Here is a 21,164-nt window from a genome sequence, read left to right as displayed (position 1 = left end):
TTCACCACCTCTCCGGCTTCGGCCCGTCTTCGTGCCCGATTCGTCCACCCGCCGTTCCTTCACCCAACCGCTGTGGCGAGCCTTCCGCGTGGCCTTCGCAGCGGTGATGGTTGGGGTCGTCTTCTTCGTCGGACTCACGCGGACGGAGGTGGGCCGTGATCAGATCCGACAACAAATTGAGGCGCAGTTCGACCAGCAATTCCTGGGAACCCTCTCAATCGATTCCCTGAGCGGCTCTCTTCTCACCAGCATTGAAGCAAGCGGGGTACAACTACGGGATTCTTCGGGCACGCTCGTCGGGACGGTCGAGGGGATCCAGGCCACGCCGCAGTGGGCCAACCTCTTGACCGCGGAGTTATCCGTCCAGTCCCTCACCCTAATTCGGCCTCACCTCGTACTGCACCGCGACTCTGCGGGGGCCTGGAACGCCGCGGATGCCTTTCGGCAGGTGTCGCCCTCCTCTTCGGGAAACGCCCTGGACTTAACGTTTGCGGATATTGAGGTGCAGAGGGGCCGCGTGACCACGACTCGCAGCGGTTCCGCCCCCGATCTCGTCCGACGGGGCTGGCTGTTCGACTACACGCAGACAACCGTCAAGGGGCTTTCGTTCAGCGCCGTCGCCCAACGGACGGGCACGAGGCGCTTCGTGGAGCTTAGCAACGGGTCGTTCTCCATGCCGGACGAGGACCTCCGGGTCTCGTTCGTCGAAGGGCAACTGCAGCGGACATCGAACAGTTGGTCGATAACGGGGCTGGATCTGTCCTTAGATACGACCCGCATTCGAGGACGGGCCTCTATCCAAACTAGCGCGCCGGACGGAGCTTCGCCCCAGGTCTCGGTACGCCTCGATCGGAGCCGGATCGACCAGGGCGAGATCCGACGCATTGTCCCCCGACTCCCGCTCGCGGACGTTGTGACACTCGAGGGCACGTTGGGGGGGACTGCACGTCGGCTCAGCGCGGACGACGTCACGATCACCCACAATGCGTCCACCGCCACCCTGAACGGGACCCTCCAAAGGGCCTCCGAGGGGCTCACGATGGATCTTCGTCTCACAGACAGTCGCCTTGCCCCAGAAGACCTCCGTGATGTGTGGCCGGCTGCTCCCCCGTTGCCCCCCACCGACAATGGACCATTCAACCTCACCGCGTCGCTGCAGGGCACGACCGCTAATGCGCAATCCGGTCCTCGCACGTTCGATCTTGCGACCCGCCTGGCTGTGGAGAGCCCGCACGGAGCAGTCCGGGGCTCGCTGGGCGTGGCCCGATCGGCGTCTTCCGGCCTCACCTACAACGGCACGCTCAAGGCAGACAGCCTCAACCTTGCGCCCCTGACCGGACGACCGGCCCTGGCGAGCCAACTGTCGGGCCAAGTTGAGGGCAGCGGGTCGGGCACCCAACTTGGCACGCTCCGGGGCTCGGTCGACGTGTCCCTCTCAGACTCTCGGATTGGCGGTCGCTCCTTCACCGCCGCCGACGGCATGCTTACAATCAACGGGGACAGCACAAACGGCACTCTCAACGTCCGGCAGGACAACGGAGGACGTCTGTATGTGAACGGGGCGGCTCAGGGCATCGATCGCCGACCGACCTATACGGCCACGGTGACCGGCTCCGATCTCGATTTGGGATCGATCGTGGGGCCGCCCGCCCCGTCCACCCAACTGAATGGACACATGACCGTTGGGGGGAGTGGGGCTCAGTGGCGCTCTCTTACCGGCACGGCCGTCCTCCAGGTAGACAGTTCTCGGGTGAATCATGGAGACAGCACAGTGATGCTGCCTCCACACTCCGTCGCCCTCCGCCTGGCCGACCAAACCGCCGACCGCCCACGTATCGAGCTGAGCGGCTCCGTGCTTCGTCTCACGGCCGACGGTACCTCTCTCGGCCCTCCCCTCTGGGCGGCGGCACGGACCTGGGGCGCAGAGCTTCAAGATGCAGTTCGTCGCGAGCGCAACAAGCCGTCCCCGTCTCGCCAACAGTCTTCCATCCAGCCGTCCCTCTACCTGCCGACCGAATCCTCATCGCGGGCATCCCTCCAGTCCCAGATTCCCCTTAAGGCAAAGGCCACGATGGAGGTCCTCCAGCCAAAGATCGTGCATGCCTGGTGGCCCGCTTTTCCGAAGAGAACCGAAAACCTCACCGCCGAAACTCGGCTCTCCGTCGGCCCCGACAGCTTTCACACCGCCGGGCGCGTCTCGGCCGATCTTATTCAGTCCGGGCCGAATGCCGCGACGGACCTGAGGGCTGAGTACGACGTCTCCAGCCGTATCAATGCCCCGCTCGCACAGTCAACATTGGCCACCGCCTCCGTCACTGCTGGGCGCGCAGCGCTGAGAGGGCCTGCCCTCAAGAACCCCACCGTGTCCCTCACTTACGGGGGCCGCACCGGACGGCTTCAGGCACAGGCAGACAGCCTCGGTATTGCTGACTCCGTATACCTGTCCGGGGGGCTTCGCGTGACCCCCCGAGCCAACGAACTGCGCCTCCAAGACGTCTCGGCGAATATCAACGGCAGCGAATGGACAAACGCCTCGCCTGCTTCGCTTCGGGCCTACTCGGACGCCCTTGTCGTCACCCCGTTCAGGATACAGCAGCCTCATCCCGACACCCCATCCCTGCAAAAAATCCGAATCGGCGGCACCGTCTCGGCGCGCTCCTCAGACACTCTGGCCGTGGAGGCCCAAAATGTTTACCTCCCGCCCCTCTCGCAGGCATTGGGACTGCCGCAGCTCATCGGCGGCAACCTGGACGGGGAGGTTCGTCTCCGGAGCGCGTTGGGACAACCGGAGTTGGTCAGTGACGTGGCGGTGCAGCGTCTCTCCTTCGACCGTCGCGTCCTGGGCTCAGCCCAGCTCCGTCTGGCCTACGCCCCCCAGTCCCCAGATCTCCGGGTGCGGGGGCGGCTCCGCTCAGAGGCCCAGGACATGGAGCAGCTGACGGGCCCGGAACTGGTTCCGTCGGGGGCGCGGACTGTGGAGCCCAACGACATTTCCGTGTCGGGCCGGGTGCGCCTCCCGGAGTGGGCGCGTGCGGCTTCCTCCAATCGGACGTCGGCCCTTCCTCCGGGAGAGACCCTAGACCTTTCGGTGGACGTCGATCGCGCGGATCTCTTTTTCTTCCGGTACATCTTTGAGGAGCGTGTCGCCGGGGTGCGCGGGTTCGTGACCGGCCCGCTTCACATCGGAGGTCGGGTGCTGGACCCTCGGTTTGAGGCGGACTTCGACATCGTAAATGGGGCCGTTCGGCTACCGGTCTTTGGCCTGGCCTACGAGGTGGAGGGCCCCGTAGAGGTGGACAAACGCGGCATCCACGCCCGCACGCTCCGGGTTCAGGACGAAGAGGGCACGGCCACCGTGGACGGGAGCATCCTGTTTAACGACTACCAGTACTTTTCTTTTGACCTGTCGGCCTCGCTGGATGGCATCACGGTAATCGACGTGTCGCAGGCCGAAGATCTCCCGTTTTATGGCCAGATCCGCGCCTCAGGCCCCCTGCGCCTCACCGGTCCTCTCCCCGACGCGACCCTCGAGTCAAACTCGGCCCGAACGACACCGGACAGCGAGCTCTACATCCCCGTCTCCGGACGGACGGTAGAAGAGGACGCGGGCTTCATCGTTTTTGCCGATTCCACGGGCCAGGCCCCGTCCGTGTCGCAACTGACGCGTCGGCCCAACATTCTGGCCGACCGCCCCGAGGGAGTGCCGTCCTTCGTCGAGGGCCTCAACCTGAACCTCAACGTAACCGCCCCGGACCAATCAACGGTTAACCTCGTCTTCGATCCGCTGGTGGGGGACGTGGTGACGGTGGTCGGGTCCGGTCGGGTCCAATTGCAGCGAGAAGAGGGCGATTTCTCGGTCTACGGGAGCTTCGATGCGACCAGCGGCACCTATTTGTTCACGGCCGGAGAGGTCTTCGTGCGCCGCTTTGCCATCAACCAGGGAACGATTACCTGGGACGGAAGCCCCACCAACGCACAACTGGATCTTGATGCCGAATACCGTACCCGTGCCTCTCCCTCCGGGCTGCCGGGCTTCGACGGCTACAGCGGGCGCATCCCCGTCACGGTTCAACTAGCCATCAGTGGGCGGGTGGCCTCGCCCCAGGTGGACCTTGGCCTATCCATAACGCGGAGTGAGGAGCGGAACCTGATCGGCTCCGAGACCCTGGACGCCGTTCTCAACCAGCCCGCCCGGACCACGGAGTACGCCACGAGCGTGTTGTTGACGAACACGTTTCTCCTCACTACCGAGTCGATCACCCAGACCGGTACGCCCGGGTCCGACGGCGAGAGCAATCAGTTGACGACGGCGGGCAACCAGCTGGCGTTCAACAGCGTGTCCCAGCTCGTGTCGAGCCAGCTCAACCGGTACCTCGGGGAGGCACTCCCGAACGTGGACCTCAACTTTGGCGTGCAGGGCGAGGACCCGAGCAACCTGGACCTGATCTACGGTGTGGCCCTGCGCCTGCTCAATGAGCGTCTCATCATTCGGGGCGAAGGGGTCTACACCAACGATGACCCGGCCGACCCGGAGGCCCAACGCGCCGAAGGCCCACAGGGGGAGTTCGTGGTGGAGGTGCGGCTCAGTCCCAGCGTGAGTGCGAAGGTCTTCTACCGGCGGACCGGGGACGAGCTGACCCCCAGCCGCGCCCTCACAAGTAGCCGTGGGGCCGGCGTCTCGTATCAGACTCAGTTCTCGACCTGGCGGACCCTCCTCCACAGCATCTTTGGCTGGATGTTGCCGACCGATTCTCCATCGGACGACGAGGAGCGTCCCACCCCTGATCCAGTCGCTGGGCCCCCCGTCCCTCCGCCCGATTCCACTGCCTCCACCAGGGCGCAGGGGCCGCCTGCCCAGAACGAGCCCGTATGACTTTTTCGTGCGGTTCGAACGTCGACGGGCAGACGGTCGTTGCGATATACAAGATTCATAATAACTCCTTTTTCAGCATAGCCCCCTCCTACCATTACGGAGACGCAAGTTGACAGCCTTCGACAAGACATCCTCGCTTTTCTACAGGAGCATCCCAACGATGCCCATCGCTCCCACGAGATCGCGAACGGGCTCGGCATTGAGGACAACGAGACCTACCTCCAATTCTGCGATGTGCTCGCAGAGATGACCGCCCAACAACTCGTGGAGCGCGACGGCCGGAAGTACAAGACCAAGGCCACCACGCGCCAGCACACTGGTGTTCTCCAGTGTCATGACAAGGGCTTTGGCTTCGTTCAGGCCACGGATCAGGACGAGGAATTCTTTATCCGGGAGGCGAACATGGGCGAGTCCCTCCACGGGGACCTTGTCCGCGTGGCCGTGGCCGCCCGCGCCCCGGAAGACAAGAAACGAGAATGTGAGGTCCTCGAAGTGGTGGAGCGGCGGTGCACCAAGGTGGTCGGCACCTTTCACCACCGCAGCGACTTCGCTTTCGTAGAGCCGGACGATCAGCGCATCCTACAGGACGTCTACGTCACCCCGGACGCGTTCAGTGGCGCGGAAGACGGCGAAAAGGTCATGGTGTCCATTGACCGCTTCGACGACCGGAAGGCCTCCCCCGAGGGACGCATCCTTCGGGTCATCGGCCCGTCGGACGACCCGAACGTACGGGTCCTGTCCCTCGCCATGAGCATGGACGTCAAGGCCGACTTCCCCGACGAGGTAGAAGCCGAGGCCGAGGGCATTCCCGTCGAGATTCCCAACGACGAGATTGAGCGGCGCCGCGATCTCCGCGACAAGCCGGTCTTTACGATTGATCCGGTCGACGCCAAGGACTTCGACGACGCCATCCACGTCGAGGAGCTCGGCAACGGCAACTACGAAGTGGGCGTCCACATCGCGGACGTGAGCCATTACGTCGAACCCGACACGGCCATTGACGCGGAGGCGCTGGAACGCGGCACGAGCGTGTATCTCGTGGACCGCACCATCCCCATGCTCCCCGAGAAGCTCTCGAACAAGGTCTGCTCCCTGCGGCCCCACGAGGACAAGCTCGCTTTTTCCATCCTCATGGAATTGACGACGGAGGGGAGCCTGGTGGACTATGAGATTTGCGAGACGGTCATCCACTCGAAGGAGCGCCTCACCTACGACCGTGCACAGGACTACATTGAGGGCGGCTACCCCAACGACAAGATGGCGGCGGACGTGGTGCAGGCCAACCGGCTTGCCAAGACCATTACCCGGCGCCGGATGCAGGAGGGAGCCATCGACTTCGGCTCCGACGAGGTGAATGTGATCCTGGACGACGACGGCACCCCCACGAATATTGTGCGGAAGGAACGCCTCCAGGCGAACCGCCTCATTGAAGAGTTCATGCTGCTCGCCAATCGGACCGTCGCGAAGCACATCGCCGCGCCGGAGCACGTGGACCGTCACCGCTCGAACGGCACCGATGAGCCGCTTCCGTTCGTCTACCGTGTGCACGACAGCCCGGACAGCGAAGAGATCCAGCAGCTCGCCGAATACGTTCGGGTCTTCGACCACGAACTGCCCCTCACCGACGGCAATGCACGCTCCTCGGACCTTGGCACCCTCATCGACGAGGTTCAGGGAGAGCCCGAGGAGCAGGTCATCGTGCGGGCGGCCCTCCGCGCCATGTCGAAGGCCGAGTACGCCGTCGGCAACATCGGCCACTACGGCCTTGGCTTCGACTACTACTCCCACTTCACCAGTCCCATCCGCCGGTATCCGGACCTGATGGTGCACCGCCTCCTAAAGCGGTACGCCAAGGGCGGCTCGCCCGCCGACGTTGAAGACCTCGCGGCTCGGTGCGAGCACTGCTCCGAGCAGGAGCGAAACGCCGAAGAGGCCGAGCGCGAGTCTGTGAAGCTCAAGCAGGTCGAGTACGTGAAGAACCATGTCGGCGAAGAGTTCGACGGGGTCGTTAGCGGCGTGACGAAGTTTGGGGTCTTCGTCGAGATCACCGACCTGCTCGTGGAAGGACTCGTTCACGTCCGCGAAATGGACGACTACTACGTGTACGACGAGTCGACATACACGCTTCGTGGCGAGAACAATGGCACCGCGTACCGGCCCGGCGATTCGGTGCGCGTGGAGGTGGCGAGCGCCAGCGTCGAGGACCGGGAGATCGACCTCCTGTTCGTGGAGTAGACCACGTCTTCCCTGTCCCCCGCGCTGTCAGAATCGCTTGGGGACCGACGATCATCGGTTCGGCACGAACCCGCACCTAGATTGCGGGTGTCACCGACGCATCGCCGGGCACGTCTCCGGCGAAGTCGTGCACCAGCAGCCCACTCCGAAGCTTGGGCTCGAACCAGGTGGACTTCGGGGGCATCAGGCTCCCCTCGTCCGACACCGCCACCAGCTCCTCAATGCGGGTCGGGTACATGCTGATGGCCAGCTGGGCCGCTCCATTCTCCACCCGGGCCTCCAACGCATCCGTTCCCCGGATGCCCCCGACGAAGTCAATGTTGGGATCCCGCCGCTGATCGCTGATGTCGAGCCGGGGCTCCAGCAGGTGCTCGCTCAGGCGCGATACGTCCAGCCGATCGACCACACGGTCGCCGCTCGTTTCCGGAAGGGCCAATCGGTGCCACCCCCCGTCCAGATACAGGCACACGGTCCCCTTCTGGGACGGAACCGGGTCGTCGACGTCGCGGACCACATCGAAGTCGCGGGCCAGTTGCTCCAAAAAGTCGCCGGGAGAAGCGGGCAACTCGTAAACGACCCGGTTATACGCCATGATGTGCATGTGACTCATGGGAAAGAGGACCGCGGTAAACATCTCGTATCCGGGGATGTCCGCCTTGCTCCCCGCTGTTTCCGATTGTCGCAGCGTCGCCGCGGCCCGGCTGGCTGCCTTGCACCGATGGTGTCCGTCCGCGATGTAGAGGTGATCGACGTTCTGAAACGCCTCGACGAGCGGGCTCGGCGCCGAGGCCTTCCATACCGTGTGCCGTACGCCGTCCTCCGCCTCGAAGTCGTATAGCGGTTCGTGCTCTTGGGTATCCGACACGAGCGCGTGAATCGTCTCGTTGTCACGGTACGTCAGCATCACGGGCTCGGCGTGGGCCTGTTGCGCGAGGATGTGCCGGGTGCGATCGTCCTCTTTGGCGGGGCGCGTCTCTTCATGCTTCACAATGGTGCCCTCGTCGTATTCGGCAACCGACACGCCCCCGAACACTCCGGTCTGCTCTCGGCCGTCCATCACGAGACGGTATACGTAGACGGTGGGCGCCTCGTCCCGCAACGTGTAGTCCGCCTCCACGAACTGGCGCAGGTTGACGGCCCCCTGTTCGTACACGGCGTCCTCGTAGGTGTCCCGTTCCGGGGCCAGGTCAATCTCGGGCCGGGCTACGTGCAGGAAACTTCGCGGCCGTCCTTCGGCCCGGTCGCGCGCCTCAGTCGTATCAACCACGTCGTACGGCACCGACGCAATTTCTTCAAAGTGCTGAGGAAGGGGGCGTACGGCCCGAAATGGATGCACGGTGGCCATAGACATCTGAGCTTGGGTGAGGGGACACACGAACTACTCAAGTATATTGGCCAGCGGATGAAGACACATACTCAGCCTTTGTTTTTTAGAAAGGGTTTTCCGTTCCAAAATCCACGGCCTCTCGCTTCCGGTCTGGAAGCAGCATGCTGTGCTTCGCATGGGGCTCTAGCATGCGTACCGGACGGCTTTGCAACCGGCGTGCCACCAGCACGCGACCACGGATCCCCTCCGGTCCGGGGATCCACGCACGGGCCGCCGGGGTAGGCACCGCTCTGAGTTGGGCAGCGCGGGCATCCTGCCCCTCCAGCCGGGACATCCCCTCCCCCCCACTCAAAAGGTGACCCGCAGGACGAGAGGTGGGCTGAAAGACGCGCCTGAGGAGGCCCGCAGTGGAGCCGGCGTCACCGCGTGGCGAAGTTGATGGACGAGCAAGGCGATCCCTGTGCCCAAAACGGTCCCGACCAGCACATCGCTGGGATAGTGCACCCCGAGATGCACGCGACTCAGCGCCACACCCACGGCCCAGAGCGCACCGGGGCCCACGACGTACCACCGGGGGTAGGACAGCCCCCAGGACGTGACGAGGGCCGCCGAGAGGGACGCATGACCGGACGGAAACGACAGGCGGGCATCTCCAGGGGCCGGCGGCCTGTGACGATCGGCGCGTGCCTCCAACGGCCGATGGACGTACGGACGGGGACGCCCCACCACGTGCTTCGCTCCAACCACGAGCCCATACGTGAGCCCTTGGGTGAGGGTCAAACGGTAGGCGGCGGCCCGTGCGGCCGGGGCTCCAGTGAGTGCTGCGCCCCCCCAGGCAAGCGGGACGGCCCCGTAGAATACTGGGCGGGCCGATCGGTGCGCTCCCCACAGCCCACCAACGAGCGCCGACTGCGTTGTGCAGTAGAAAAGCGCGAGGCCCCGAACGTCAGGCGAGCGGTCGGGCGCCTCCTCGCAGAAGCGTGACTCAGCGAGATCCGGCGACGAGTGTGAGGGCTGCGCCTGGGCCGCCTCCTGCCCCCCCACATGCACGAAGATAACAAGCAGCCAGATCGATCCGTGCAGGCATCGTCGGACGGCCATGGGTTTATGCTTCTTCGGCGGCAGCTTCGGACTCCTCCTCGTTCTCGGCCTCCGATTCCTCGTCGACCGTCGAGAGCCCAATCTCCTTACGAAGCGCCGACTTGATCTCGTCGCGCTGCTCGTCGTTTTCTTCGAGCCACTCTTTCGTGTTTTCACGTCCCTGGGCGACGGTTTCGTCCTGATACGAGAACCAGGACCCACGCTTCTGAAGAATATCGTACTCCGTTCCCAGATCAATAATCTCTCCAAGCGACGAGATGCCCTCCCCGTAGATGAGGTCAAACTCCGCCTCCTTGAACGGAGGGGCTACCTTGTTCTTCTTGACCTTCACGCGCGTCCGGTTGCCCACGACATCCTGCCCGTCCTTGACGGCCCCAATCCGGCGAATATCCATGCGGACCGACGAGTAAAATTTCAGCGCGCGGCCGCCGGAGGTCGTCTCTGGGTTTCCGAACATCACCCCGATCTTCATGCGGATCTGGTTGATGAACATCAGGGCCGTCTTGGTGCGGTTGATGTTACCCGCCAGCTTGCGGAGGGCTTGGCTCATGAGACGGGCCTGAAGGCCTACGTGGGTGTCACCCATGTCTCCCTCCAGCTCGGCCTGCGGCACGAGCGCCGATACGGAGTCGATGACAATCACATCGAGCGCCCCGCTGCGCACCAGCGTATCCGTGATGTTGAGGGCCTGCTCCCCAGTGTCCGGCTGCGAAATCAAGAGCTCGTCCGTGTCCACCCCAAGCTGTTCGGCATAGTTGGGGTCGAACGCGTGTTCGGCGTCCACAAACGCACACGTTCCGCCAAGCTTCTGGGCCTCCGCAACAACGTGGGCTGCGAGGGTCGTCTTGCCTGAGGACTCGGGACCGAAGATTTCGATGATGCGTCCACGGGGTACGCCCCCAATCCCCAGCGCATCATCGAGCGCGAGGGACCCCGTCGGGATCGCCTCAACCTCCTGGTTGGGGTCATCGCTAAGGCGCATGATTGACCCTTCGCCGTGATCCCGCTGGATTTGTTCAACGGCGAGGTCGAGGGCTTTTTCCTGTGCTTCTCCGTCCTTGTTTGACATATCGTACCTCGCGCGACTCGATCAAAAGAGCAGGTGTCGGTGCAAAGCGCCCCCGGCCGATTCGTGGCTTCGTAGACACGAGAACGGCACAGATCTAACGTGCCTAAGGGGACTTAAACTTCAAAAAAGCGAACGAAGTAGCCTCCTGGATGGTCCCGAGTCCAGAAATTTAGGCACATGGTTCGAACATATACCGCGGCGTCTGGACGGGACGGGGCTCCTCACTCCGTGAGACGGTTGTACTGCGAGGAGTGAGAGGGGTCCATCTGAACGAGGAGACGCTGCGCCTGACTCTCAACATCGCTTTCCTCGAAGATCGCGGTCAGCTCCTGGTTTTTCGTCGCGAAAAAGAGATTCAGGGCATAGGACTGAGACAGACGATCGCTGGCCGTTCGGAGCGTCCGGAGCACCTCCATCAGGGTCTCCCGGGCCGCCTCGGTGTCCTGCACAAACCGATCAAGGCCTTTTCGATGATACTCGTAGTACACTCGGCGCAGGGGCTCATGGCGTTGGGCACGCAGGTTGGAGAGAAGCTGCACGCGGGTCTGCTGGGTGCCCACGGAGGACCACCCGGGATCTCCACTCCCCTCCGCCTGATCGGCCACGGTCTGCGCTCGGTCGAAGAAGGGCGCTCCGCCGAGCGGACTGAACGTGTCGTAGTCGTAGCCGAGGATCAGATAGGCGTAGAAGTCCAGCACCGACGTCAGTGGGTCGTACCGGTCGAGGTCATGGTTGAGGGACGAGCCTCGGCTGTACTCGAAGCGCCATTCTGGGTCGTTTACGCGGGCGACGACCGAAGACTGCGACGTTCCGTAAATGGGCCGCCGGGTCGTCACGATGAGCCGGGCCCGAAACTCGGACAGACTAACCGACTCTTGAAGGATAATCTGCATCGAGCAGGAAATGCGCTCGCGGGGCAGAAACTCGTCGTCGGTCCAGGAGCGCTCGTTCATGTACTCTCGGACCTGACGTTCGAGATCGTCGAGAAACTCGAACTCCGATTCGGCGCCGCTGATTTGCGAGTCGTCAATCTGGACGCGGCAGCGCAACTCTTGTCCATCGGCCGGGGGCGCGAACGAGAGCGTCCCTAATAAGACAGCAAGCCCCCACACGGCCGTCGGCATTCTAAACACAGTTGCGGAGGGGACGGATGGTAAACGCGTGAAGGGACAATGCTACCTCTCTCTTCGCCGTGAGGTTTCTAACTCAGGCCCCGTCTTGCAGCCGTCTCGGCAGACCAAAATCCCTGTCTCGTGTCCCTCGGCTGCACGGTCCATTTTTTATATTTGATTTTTTTATAACGAAAGAGTACAATGGATACCATCGCGTCATGGCATCGGTCGCCCTTCTGCCATGCGTCATCTCTTGGGGCTTTTCATTGTTGGGTGCCTCGTGGTCGGACCGGCCCCGGCGCACGGGCAATCCACGTACGACTTGTTCGGCGGTGCTCGATCGTCCGCCCTCGGCTACGCCGCGACCGCACTCACAACGACGTCTGGCGTGCACGCCAATCCGGCCGCGGCGGCCCGACGCACCCACCGAGTGGTCTCGTTCTTCGCCCGGGAGGCGTTCGGACTATCGGCCCTCCGGTACGGATCGGTGTCGGGCACCTGGCCTGCTGCGTGGGGGAGCGTCTCGGCCGGCGCCAGCACCTTCGGGGGCGACGGGTATCGAGAGATTCACTACAGTCTGGGGTATGCGCGCGGGCTCTCCTTTGGTACCAGCCGTCGGATGCAACTCGGCGTGACGGGACGGTACTACCATACACGCATTGAGGGGTACGGGGGCACCGCCACGGTCGGACTGCACCTCGGCCTTCTCCTCCCGCTCTTGTCGTCTCTGGACCTGGGGGCCCACGCCACGAACGTCAATGGCCCTTCGCTGGTCGAGGGAGAGCCGTTGCCCCAAACCCTATCGGTAGGCCTCCAGTACCGCGCGGGCGATCATCTTCGGGTCCTCGTGGACGTGTTCAAGGATCGCGCCTTTCCCGCCGCGGTGCGGGGCGGACTCGAAGTCCGCCCTCTGTCTTTGATCGCACTTCGCGCTGGTGTCACGACCGTTCCCACCCGGTTCACCGGGGGCGTTGGCCTTCACCTCGACTGGCTGCAGGCACACGTTGCCGCCGAACAACACGCCGAACTCGGCTGGACGCCCTCCGCGTCGCTGGACGTTCATTGGTAGCCGTGTTTCCATGTCTTCCATAGGGCCCATCTCTCGACTTGTCCTGCCAGCCCAGATCGGCCTGCTCGTTCTTTTCGCTGGACCAATCTGCACCACTGCTCAGCCTCACACGGATACGCTGAAGGCGGATACCATGGATCTCGGTCCGCGTCTCGAACCCATTTTGGATGCGCTCGGGACTACGGACCGTACGGCCACGCTGGCAGCCGAGCATCTTGCCGACCTGAAGACGCGGCCCCTCGCCCTCAATCAAGCCTCCGCCGCCGACCTCTCGATGTTGCCCAATCTTACGTCGAGAGACGCCCACCGCATCGTGCAGCACCGGACTGACAACGGGCTCTTCGATGAAGTGGGAGATCTGCGGGCTGTAGACGGCATTGGACCCGCAACGGTTCAGTCGGTTCGCCCCTTCGTGCGGCTCGAGAAGGCGACCTCCCAGTCGATCTTTCCCACGTTCAACACAATCACGTCGAACCTTAGCTTCCACCTTACCCAGCGATTTACACGGCGGCTCGATTTGGGACGCGGGTTCCACGAGGATCGATTTCTCGGCCCCCCGGGTCGCCTCACAACCCGTCTCCAGCTCGCTCACGAGCGCCGCCTTCAGCTCGCCCTGACGCTCGACAAGGATCCCGGCGAGCCAGTCCGGTGGGCTCCCCAAGCACAGACCTATGGGTTTGACCACATCACTGGAAGCCTTGCCCTCCGCGATCTCGGCCGCCTCGAAACGCTCGTCCTCGGCGACTTCACGGCCCAGTTTGGGCAGGGCATCGCCCTCTGGCAGGGCCTTCGGTTCGGAAAGGGACGCGACCCAGTCGCCCCGGCCCAGAAGCGCGGCCGCGGCATTCGCCCCTACCGCTCAGCCTCGGAGACCTCGTTTTTTCGCGGGGCCGCGGCCACCATTGGACTGCCCGGCGAATTGTCTCTCACCGCATTTGCCTCGCGTCGAAACCGGGACGCGTCGGTCGACTCTTCTTTTGCGGGCACCGACGGCCCACTTCCGGTCCGCACCCTATCCGGCGGGGGACAGCACCGTACCCCGAGTGAACTTGCGCGCAAAGGTGCCTTTGGCGAAACGACCATCGGCGGCGCATTGGCGTACCGCCGGCCTGGGCTCCACCTCGGGATCACGGGCTATCAGGCCCGCTTCTCACGGCCACTTCGGCCTGGTGACCGGCCCTACCGACGGTTTCGGGTGGCGGGGGACAAAGCATCAATGATTGGGACGTACGGAACCGTCCTGCTTGGGGACTACGCCCTGTTCGGCGAAGCTGCTCGTTCTCCTCGCGGATCCTATGGCGCCCTCTTGGGCGCCGCGCTGGACGGCGACTACGCCGAAGCGGTCGTAATGGGACGTCGGTATCCGTCCGACTTTGCGTCGTTTTACGGCAATGCGTTCGGGGACGGGAGCCGGCCACAGAACGAGATGGGCGTTTACACGGGCCTGCAACTCCAACTGGCCCCGAGGTGGAGCATTGGGGCCTACCTCGATCAATACCGTGCCCCCTGGCTCCAATTCAATGTGCCTCGTTCCTCCACCGGATGGGAGGCGCGTGTGGTCCTTGACTATGAGCCCCGCCCTTGGCTTTCCAGCTACATTCAGGTTCGTGTGCAGGATGACGACGAGGGCACGGAGTACCGCCGTACCGGTCGGTCCCTCGAAGGCCTTCGGCGAGAACGCCGGTACTCGACGCGGTGGCATACCGAGTACTCGTTCAGCGACGCCCTGACCGCCCGGACGCGCCTCGAGCTGTCCCAGCACACAACCCCGCACACGCGTTCACGCGGGTTCTTCCTGTCCCAAGGACTTCGTTGGAGGCCCCATTTTACTCTCACCGTCGACGCACGGATTGCGTTCTTCGATACGGACGGGTTTCCGGCCCGCATTTACGCCTACGAGCATGACCTCAGATACAGCTTCTCGGCCCCCGTTTTCTTTGATCGAGGCCGACGGTCCTACGCCCTCGTGCAGTACGAGCCATTTCCCTCGTTGACCCTTGAGGCAAAGTACGGGGTTACCCGCTACGAGAACCGAACGACGATCGGCTCCGGGCTCAATCAGGTAAAAGGGTCCCGACGTCGCGAGCTTCGACTACAGGTTCGCTGGGCCCTGTAGCGTGTCGGGAGATGCCGAATCTTCTTTGAAGCCTGGCATGATGATTGATGTAAACGGGGACCGCCTGGATCTTAGGGGTCACGCACGCATTCGGTATCTGATTTTGATGCCCACCTCACTCGTACCAGTATGAGCCAGAGCCCGTAGACGGCACTCGTCGGCTCACGTTTTTCTCGGTCTTCACCCCCACCTTTCTTTCGATCTATGACCGCATCGGAGAACCCCCGCATTCTGGCCGTAGAAGACAACTCAGAGACTCAACTCCTGTTGGAGCATCTGCTCAAGGGATCATACGAAACCGAAGTGGTGCCCGGTGTCGAGGCGGCCCTGTCCGCCGTGGAAGAGACCGCTTTTGAGGTCCTGCTGCTCGACATCAACCTCAGTGAGGATCAGACAGGAACAGATTTGCTTCACCTCATCCGGGAACGGGACGGCATGGGCCAGGTCCCGGCAATCGCGCTCACGGCCTACGCCATGCCGGGAGACCGAGAGGACTTCCTCGAAAAAGGCTTCAACGAGTACGTCAGCAAGCCGTTTACCCGAGACGACCTCACGGAAGCGATCGAGAGCACCCTGAATCCAGCATAGTGGCCATTGGAACCACAGAAAAGCCCAGGACCAAAGGCCCTGGGCTTGACAACGGGCTCAAACGTAGTTCACGCGGGATCCTTACTGGATTCTAGTTCACGCATGTGGCTTTGAGCGTGTCGCGTCGATCCGAAAGGAGGTCCTCCCACTCGTCTTCGTCGACCAGTTCGTCCCCTTTAAAGTATTCCCACTCGTCAACGCTGTCGTCGGAGATGACGACTGCGTTCGACATGTGGGCCACACGCTTCAGAATGGGAGAGGTCTCCATTTGGTGAACAAACGTAATGGTGCACTCGCCATCGGCCGTCTTTTCCTTCACGGACAGCCAGTTATCGCCGCAGACTTGGCAGCTGTAAAAGCGAGACTCCTGCTCCTCACCGAGCAGATTGTCGAACTGATCTTCCTCTTCGAAGACGACCTGCATCGGACGCAGACTCTCACATCCACACGTCTTACAGCGGAGCGTTTCCATACAGGCGGGGTAGACTGATGAACAGTCAATGCGATGAGGTGAACGCCCCGTCCGCGCACAAGTTCGTTCAGCCAGGCCCAACCCCCAGAGAGCTTACTCCTAAACTAGCGCCACACGGGCTCCACGTCTCCTGGCTCAAGCCGAACCGCAGCGCCAACCTGTAGATCAAACTCGAGCGCATAGAAGAAGCGGAACTGGAAGCCGATTCCTGCCCCGAACGAAGAGTATGTCGGCCCGGACGAGTCGACCCGCGTGAGGGCCTGCCCAAAGCCGTAGCCATAGAGCGCCTTCGCGTAGAAAGGAACGAGCGTCGACCCGTCGTCAATGTACCAGATGGGCTGTGTGACTTCCGCCCCAACTCGCACAAACGACCCTGCCCCGAGCGATCGATCCTCGTAGCCGCGGGGAATGAACTGATCAGTCCCCAGCACCGCCCCGGCATTTTGGGACAGCACACCGGCCCCCAGCCGCACCCCAGTGTGACTTCTCAGGAACAACGGGAGGTACACGTCCACCTCAGAGATCAAGGCCCGACTCGCCGCCACGCCCTCCGTCCAGGCATCGATTTCGGCACGGGACTGCACCACCACGCCCTGATTGGGAACCAGATCTCGGGGGTTTTGCTGCACGCGATGCCCCCACGCCCCGCGCGGGGACAAGGTGATGCGGTCCCGCCATTGCCCCAGACGAGCCGCCTGGTCCTCTGCCAGCACGTTCAGGGCCGAACCAAAGTACCGGGTTTGTCGATACTCGGCCCCGAGCGACAGGGACAGTGCGCTCCGGTACACGTTCGACTGAAGGCGGATGGGAATTTGTGTCCCAAGGGCGATGCCCCGCTCTTCAAATCCGATCCGTGCGGCACGCAGCCCTCTCCCAGTTTCGAGTCGGACCGGGAGCGTGTCGGGGGTGTTGTACGCCGTCAGTGACGGGCGGAGGAGCCAGCGGCCCGTCTGCACGGTCGCCGAGCCCCACAACCGGCCGTCTTGCCAAAACCCGTTGCCCTGGTACCGCCACCGCCCCAGCGGATCGCTGCCGGCCACCCCTAGCCCGACGCCCACCCCAAGGCGCTCGAAGCGAGCCGCACCGGGGCGGTCGGTCTCGTCCGGATCGTAGGAGAGCGTAGGGTAGACCATCCGGGGGGCAAGGTGACGCCATGCCTCGTACGCGCGGCCGGCGCCCAAGTCCGCAGTCTCGGTGGACTGCACGCGGGGCGGCGGCTGAGGCGACTCTCCGCCCCGGACAACTCGCGTGGAGTCCACCAGGGGAGCCGCCTGTGGGCGAAAGGGAATCCGCGCGAGCTCGTGGCGCTCGTGCTGGTACTCGACGAAGGCGACCGTCTCGCGATCGGGAGACAACGTCGGTTCCAGGGCTCCGAACCGTACGTTCGTCAGGCGCCGGACCTCGTGATCTTTGGTGTCGAAGGCAAACACGTCAGGGGTCTCGTCGAGATCGGCCGCGAAAAGGAGATAGCGACCGTCCGGCCCCCAGCTGACGTCATAAATCACCGCGTCCTGTAGGCCGATCCAGGGGCGCAGTCGGACCCGGTCTCGCCGGTGGTGGTCCACCCGGTAAAGCCGCTGTGTGCCGTCCACATTTAGCAGAACCGCAATCGTATTTTCCGCTGGGGACGGCGCGATTTTCTTAAACCGCGCCCGCTCGAAGTCGGTGAGGGACTTCGCAGTCCGATTCTGAACGGCCGCCCATTGGCTGAAAGACCCGTCGTTCCGAACCGCCCAGAGAGAGTCGTTTGGGGCCTCCACCGGTGCAAAGACACGCCCCCCCTCCGTTACCTGGGTGGCGGCGCCGTCTTTTAGCCCCACCCGCTCCGCCTCGGCGATATTCTGTGTGGGCACCAGCGGATCCGGGACGTACCGGGATGCGTAGAGCGCGCTCGTGTCGCGGCCCAGGCTGTAGGTGTAATCTTCTGTGATTGACTGCACACGGATGAGCGACCGGTCCCCAGTCTCGGCGTTCACCCGGTAGAAGCCCCGCCGCACGTCGTACCCGTGCAGGTAGGTCACCAGGGTGTCCTCAGTCAGCCAGTAGGGCCGCCGGTAGTTGTGACCGGGCTGCCCGGCGATGCGGCGGGCGTCCGTAAACGGACGTCGGCGACTCAGGTCCTGCTGGTAGTCAGCCCGGAGCGTCGCCCGAAGATCCTCGCTGATGCGTTTGGGGGACTCTCCGAGCCCATTCCACAGTCCAACCCCGAACCCGAGAAACGGAAACTGGTTGTGGAGGGCCGTTGCTCGCTGAAAGAACTTCGTGCTCGTGGTGTCGCCCTGCTCGGCCCAGGCCTTGAAGGCGTGGGCCCCGCCAATGTAGAACCGGTTGAACGGCTGCGTGTAGGCGGGCGGGGCCAGCATCTGAGTGAGCGACCAGGGATCGTCCGATAACATGGCGGCCCGCATCTTCATTGTGAAGAGGGGCGCGTTGAGGCGCCCGGCCCCCTCCTCGATGCGGCTCTCACGGTAAACGGCCGCCCCCTCCAGCAGCCCGCGCGGGGCTGTCAGGTTGCCCGCTCGCGCCACGTCCGGGGCGAAAAACCGCACCACAGACCCGAGCCCGAAGCCCGAGTTAATCTCCGCTTGTGTGGCATGGACGAGTTCGTGTGACCCCACGATTGACGGCCAGGAGGAAGCACGGGCAACGAGGGCATCGGCCCGAAGACTCGGGGCTTCAATCTCTTGTTTGAACGGGAAGGGCGTGACGAACCCGTTCGACCGGTCCGAAAAGCCATCTACCACCACCGGCATATGGATCGACGAACGGACTCCCATGAGGTCGGTCGTGCCCTCTCGGGTGCGCTCCAGGGCTTCTCGGATGCGCCACGCGGTGTCCTCCACCCCGTCTTGAACGATGAGGTCGAAGTGGTCGCCGGGGTAGGTCGTGTACTCCACGTCGGGCGGCCGGTAGGTCACGGAATACACGTCGCTGGCGCCCTGCGTTGCTCGTTGCGCCGCCCCAGGACGCGCCCCCCACACCAGGCAGAGGCTCCCCACCAGTCCCCCTATAACGCTCCACCGGAGAAGGGCCGGCGAGGGCTTGACAATCCAGGACCGAACGAGACGAAGGACTTGAGACATATGGATTGTCTGCTCTCAGTTGTCTGAACCGCGGCGCGCGGAGGGCGTTGCTTCAGGCCAGTAGACCAATGCCAAAACTGGTCGTTCTTGTTGTCCTGCCTGTGGCGGCCGACGCCGGTTGCGGCCGCGCCTCTGCCCTGTTCAGTGCCCACTCTGATTAATGACGATCACCCTCGAAGCCCGCTGGTTCGGCCCTGCCCCCCTCCCCGACGCCCTCCACAAATGGTTCGCCGCGTTGGGCCCCGTCGAGACCTTCACCCAGACCGACCTGTATCTTCCCGCAGAGGACCCTGCCCTCAACCTGAAAATGCGAGACGGCCAGCTCCAGATCAAGCGGCGCCTCGCCGGACCGCTCAGCACTGCTTTCAGCGACGCGGCGAGCGGGCGCTGTGAGCAGTGGGGAAAATGGACCCTGGATCTGGCGGACTCTGCGTCCCACCTGTGGGACGACGACCCCACGGACCTGTGGGTGCCCGTAAAGAAGACACGCCGTCAGTTGTCGTTTGCTCCGGGGGAGCAGTCTGCCCTGACAGAACGCCTCCCCACGACGCCTGCGGCGACTCTTGAAGCCGAACTGACGACGGTCGAGGCCGATGAGGAGACCGCCTGGACCTTCTGCCTGGAAGCCGAAGGGCCTGTGGCGGGCCTCGTGGATACGCTTACGGCGGCCGGCGCGGTCGTGCTGGACGAGACGCTACCGGTCTCCCTGGCCCCCGACCAGTCGTTTGGGTACGTGCGCTGGCTGCAGCAGCGCCCCACCGTCACGACACGCCCCGCCTCCAGCGTGCAAATTCCCCGCAACTAGCTGAGCGTTCTGCTCTTTGGCAGTGGCCAAGTCGAATCAGAGGATGCATCCGTTTCCGCCTCCGACGGCATAAGTTCTGCAGAATCACAAGCAGGGCTTGGCGCGAGAACGCTTCTTTGGGCGAACATCCAGAAACACCCACGTCGGTTCTCCAAAAAAATCGCTGACGACGCCATCTAGCAGGGACCTGTTCTTGTGCACGGGGTTAGAAGCGTATCGTGCAGTGGAAAGGTCGGACATCTGATCTCAGCGCGCACCGATACCACCACGGTTCGTGTTGAGGTCCGCGACCACGCACATCCTTAAAGAAAGTGGGGGACGCCGCACCACGAATGTCACTCAATTCAGTACTGTGAGACGTTTTCCTCGGCCATGGCCTCCGGCATGGCTCTTCCTTTGCACGTGTGTCCTCGGGGCCTTTGCCCTCAGCGGATGCCAGGGCTCCGAGCAGGAGACGGCCGGCAAGGCGGTCGCCAAGCCCCTGGCGGAGAACTACCGGGACTTTCCCCACGCAGACAGCCTAGCGGCCTATCTCCGTTCTTCTCCGGATCCTCTGGTGAGTGCCCACCGGGGCGGCCCGGATACGGGCTTCCCCGAGAATGCACTCCCAACCTTTGGCCACGCCCTCACTCAAGGGCCGGTCCTTCTGGAAACCGACGTGCGGATGACCCGGGATAGTGTACTCGTGCTGATGCACGACGAGACCCTCGACCGGACGACAACTGGACGTGACTCTGTCCAGACCCGTACGTTGGAGGAGCTCCGGTCCTTCCAACTTGTCACCGACAGTGGCACCCGAACTCGATTTGAAATCCCTACGCTCTCAGAGGCACTGGCCTGGGCGGAAGGGCGGACTGTTCTTCAGCTCGACGTGAAGGACAACGTGCCCCGCTCCCGGGTTGCGACGGCCCTCCAGCAACATGATGCCCTGGATCAGGCACTGGTCATCACCTACACGCTGGAGGATGCCCGGTGGTATCACCAGCGCCTGCCGAACCTCATCCTCTCAGTCTCGGCAGAGACAAGCGAGGAAGCCAGCACCCTCGTTCGGGACATCGACCCCTCCCGTTTGCTTGGGTGGGTCGGGGTCGGGGCGATTGCCGACGGCCCCGCCCAGGTGTTCTCGGAAAACAAGGTCCCGATGTCCGTCGGGACCTTTGGAGAAACCGACCAGCAGGCGCGCAACCAAGGACTCATCGTGTACCACCGCCTGTTTGACCAGGGCGTCGACGTGATCTCCACCGACGAGACTGCCCTTGCCAGCCAGGCGGCCGCTACCTACGACCTCCAGGCATCCAACTGAGCCCGTGCGTC

At 63.5% G+C, this 21,164-nt stretch carries 13 protein-coding genes; 7 read left to right on the top strand and 6 right to left on the bottom strand.

Translation table 11 applies throughout. From position 1 onward, the window contains the following. The first annotated feature begins 31 nt into the window (after positions 1-31). Together OJB03_RS07515 and rnr are read left to right on the top strand one after the other, a co-directional pair. Positions 32-4,873: a translocation/assembly module TamB domain-containing protein gene (locus OJB03_RS07515; protein ID WP_263786291.1), complete on the top strand. Its 4,842-nt coding sequence runs from the start codon at positions 32-34 to the stop codon at positions 4,871-4,873. 93 nt (positions 4,874-4,966) lie between these two features. Continuing rightward, positions 4,967-7,108: a ribonuclease R gene (rnr, locus tag OJB03_RS07510; RefSeq protein ID WP_341482953.1), complete on the top strand. Its 2,142-nt coding sequence runs from the start codon at positions 4,967-4,969 to the stop codon at positions 7,106-7,108. A 76-nt stretch (positions 7,109-7,184) separates the two neighbouring features. On the opposite strand, the gene OJB03_RS07505 is transcribed toward rnr, so the two are convergent. From OJB03_RS07505 to porD, 4 genes are all read right to left on the bottom strand, one after another. Next, positions 7,185-8,453 carry a DUF1015 domain-containing protein gene (locus OJB03_RS07505; protein WP_263786290.1) on the bottom strand — a complete coding sequence of 423 codons (1,269 nt, stop codon included), beginning with the start codon at positions 8,451-8,453 and terminating at the stop codon, positions 7,185-7,187. Positions 8,454-8,783: 330 nt separating this feature from the next. Then, positions 8,784-9,536 carry a phosphatase PAP2 family protein gene (locus OJB03_RS07500; RefSeq protein ID WP_263786289.1) on the bottom strand — a complete coding sequence of 251 codons (753 nt, stop codon included), beginning with the start codon at positions 9,534-9,536 and terminating at the stop codon, positions 8,784-8,786. A gap of 4 nt (positions 9,537-9,540) precedes the next feature. Continuing rightward, positions 9,541-10,605, bottom strand: a complete 1,065-nt coding sequence (gene recA, locus OJB03_RS07495; RefSeq protein WP_263786288.1) for a recombinase RecA — start codon at positions 10,603-10,605, stop codon at positions 9,541-9,543. A 221-nt stretch (positions 10,606-10,826) separates the two neighbouring features. Next, positions 10,827-11,729, bottom strand: coding sequence for a type IX secretion system protein PorD (porD, locus tag OJB03_RS07490; RefSeq protein WP_263786287.1), 903 nt, complete (start codon positions 11,727-11,729; stop codon positions 10,827-10,829). Positions 11,730-11,958: 229 nt separating this feature from the next. Here porD and OJB03_RS07485 point away from each other — a divergent pair, with 229 nt between their 5' ends. The 3 genes from OJB03_RS07485 (at position 11,959) to OJB03_RS07475 (ending at position 15,490) form a co-directional block, all read left to right on the top strand. Further along, complete coding sequence (locus tag OJB03_RS07485) at positions 11,959-12,786, top strand: hypothetical protein (RefSeq protein WP_263786286.1); 828 nt, start codon at positions 11,959-11,961, stop codon at positions 12,784-12,786. A 133-nt stretch (positions 12,787-12,919) separates the two neighbouring features. After that, on the top strand, positions 12,920-14,902 hold the full coding sequence (locus OJB03_RS07480; RefSeq protein ID WP_263786285.1) for a helix-hairpin-helix domain-containing protein: 1,983 nt from the start codon (positions 12,920-12,922) through the stop codon (positions 14,900-14,902). Positions 14,903-15,106: 204 nt separating this feature from the next. Next, a complete protein-coding gene (locus OJB03_RS07475; protein WP_263786284.1) occupies positions 15,107-15,490 on the top strand; it encodes a response regulator in 384 nt (127 codons plus the stop codon). Between the two features lie 91 nt (positions 15,491-15,581). Here OJB03_RS07475 and OJB03_RS07470 read toward each other — a convergent pair whose 3' ends face one another. After that, on the bottom strand, positions 15,582-15,962 hold the full coding sequence (locus OJB03_RS07470; protein ID WP_263786283.1) for a hypothetical protein: 381 nt from the start codon (positions 15,960-15,962) through the stop codon (positions 15,582-15,584). A 104-nt stretch (positions 15,963-16,066) separates the two neighbouring features. Beyond that, positions 16,067-19,045, bottom strand: a complete 2,979-nt coding sequence (locus OJB03_RS07465; RefSeq protein ID WP_263786282.1) for a TolB-like translocation protein — start codon at positions 19,043-19,045, stop codon at positions 16,067-16,069. A gap of 160 nt (positions 19,046-19,205) precedes the next feature. Here OJB03_RS07465 and OJB03_RS07460 point away from each other — a divergent pair, with 160 nt between their 5' ends. After that, a complete protein-coding gene (locus tag OJB03_RS07460) occupies positions 19,206-19,850 on the top strand; it encodes a hypothetical protein (protein ID WP_263786281.1) in 645 nt (214 codons plus the stop codon). 352 nt (positions 19,851-20,202) lie between these two features. Beyond that, positions 20,203-21,153, top strand: coding sequence for a glycerophosphodiester phosphodiesterase family protein (locus OJB03_RS07455; protein WP_263786280.1), 951 nt, complete (start codon positions 20,203-20,205; stop codon positions 21,151-21,153). Positions 21,154-21,164 lie beyond the last annotated feature (11 nt).

This window comes from Salinibacter grassmerensis (genome assembly GCF_947077765.1).
Taxonomy (GTDB): Bacteria; Bacteroidota; Rhodothermia; order Rhodothermales; family Salinibacteraceae; genus Salinibacter; species Salinibacter grassmerensis.
This window is presented reverse-complemented; position numbering and strand designations above follow the sequence as displayed.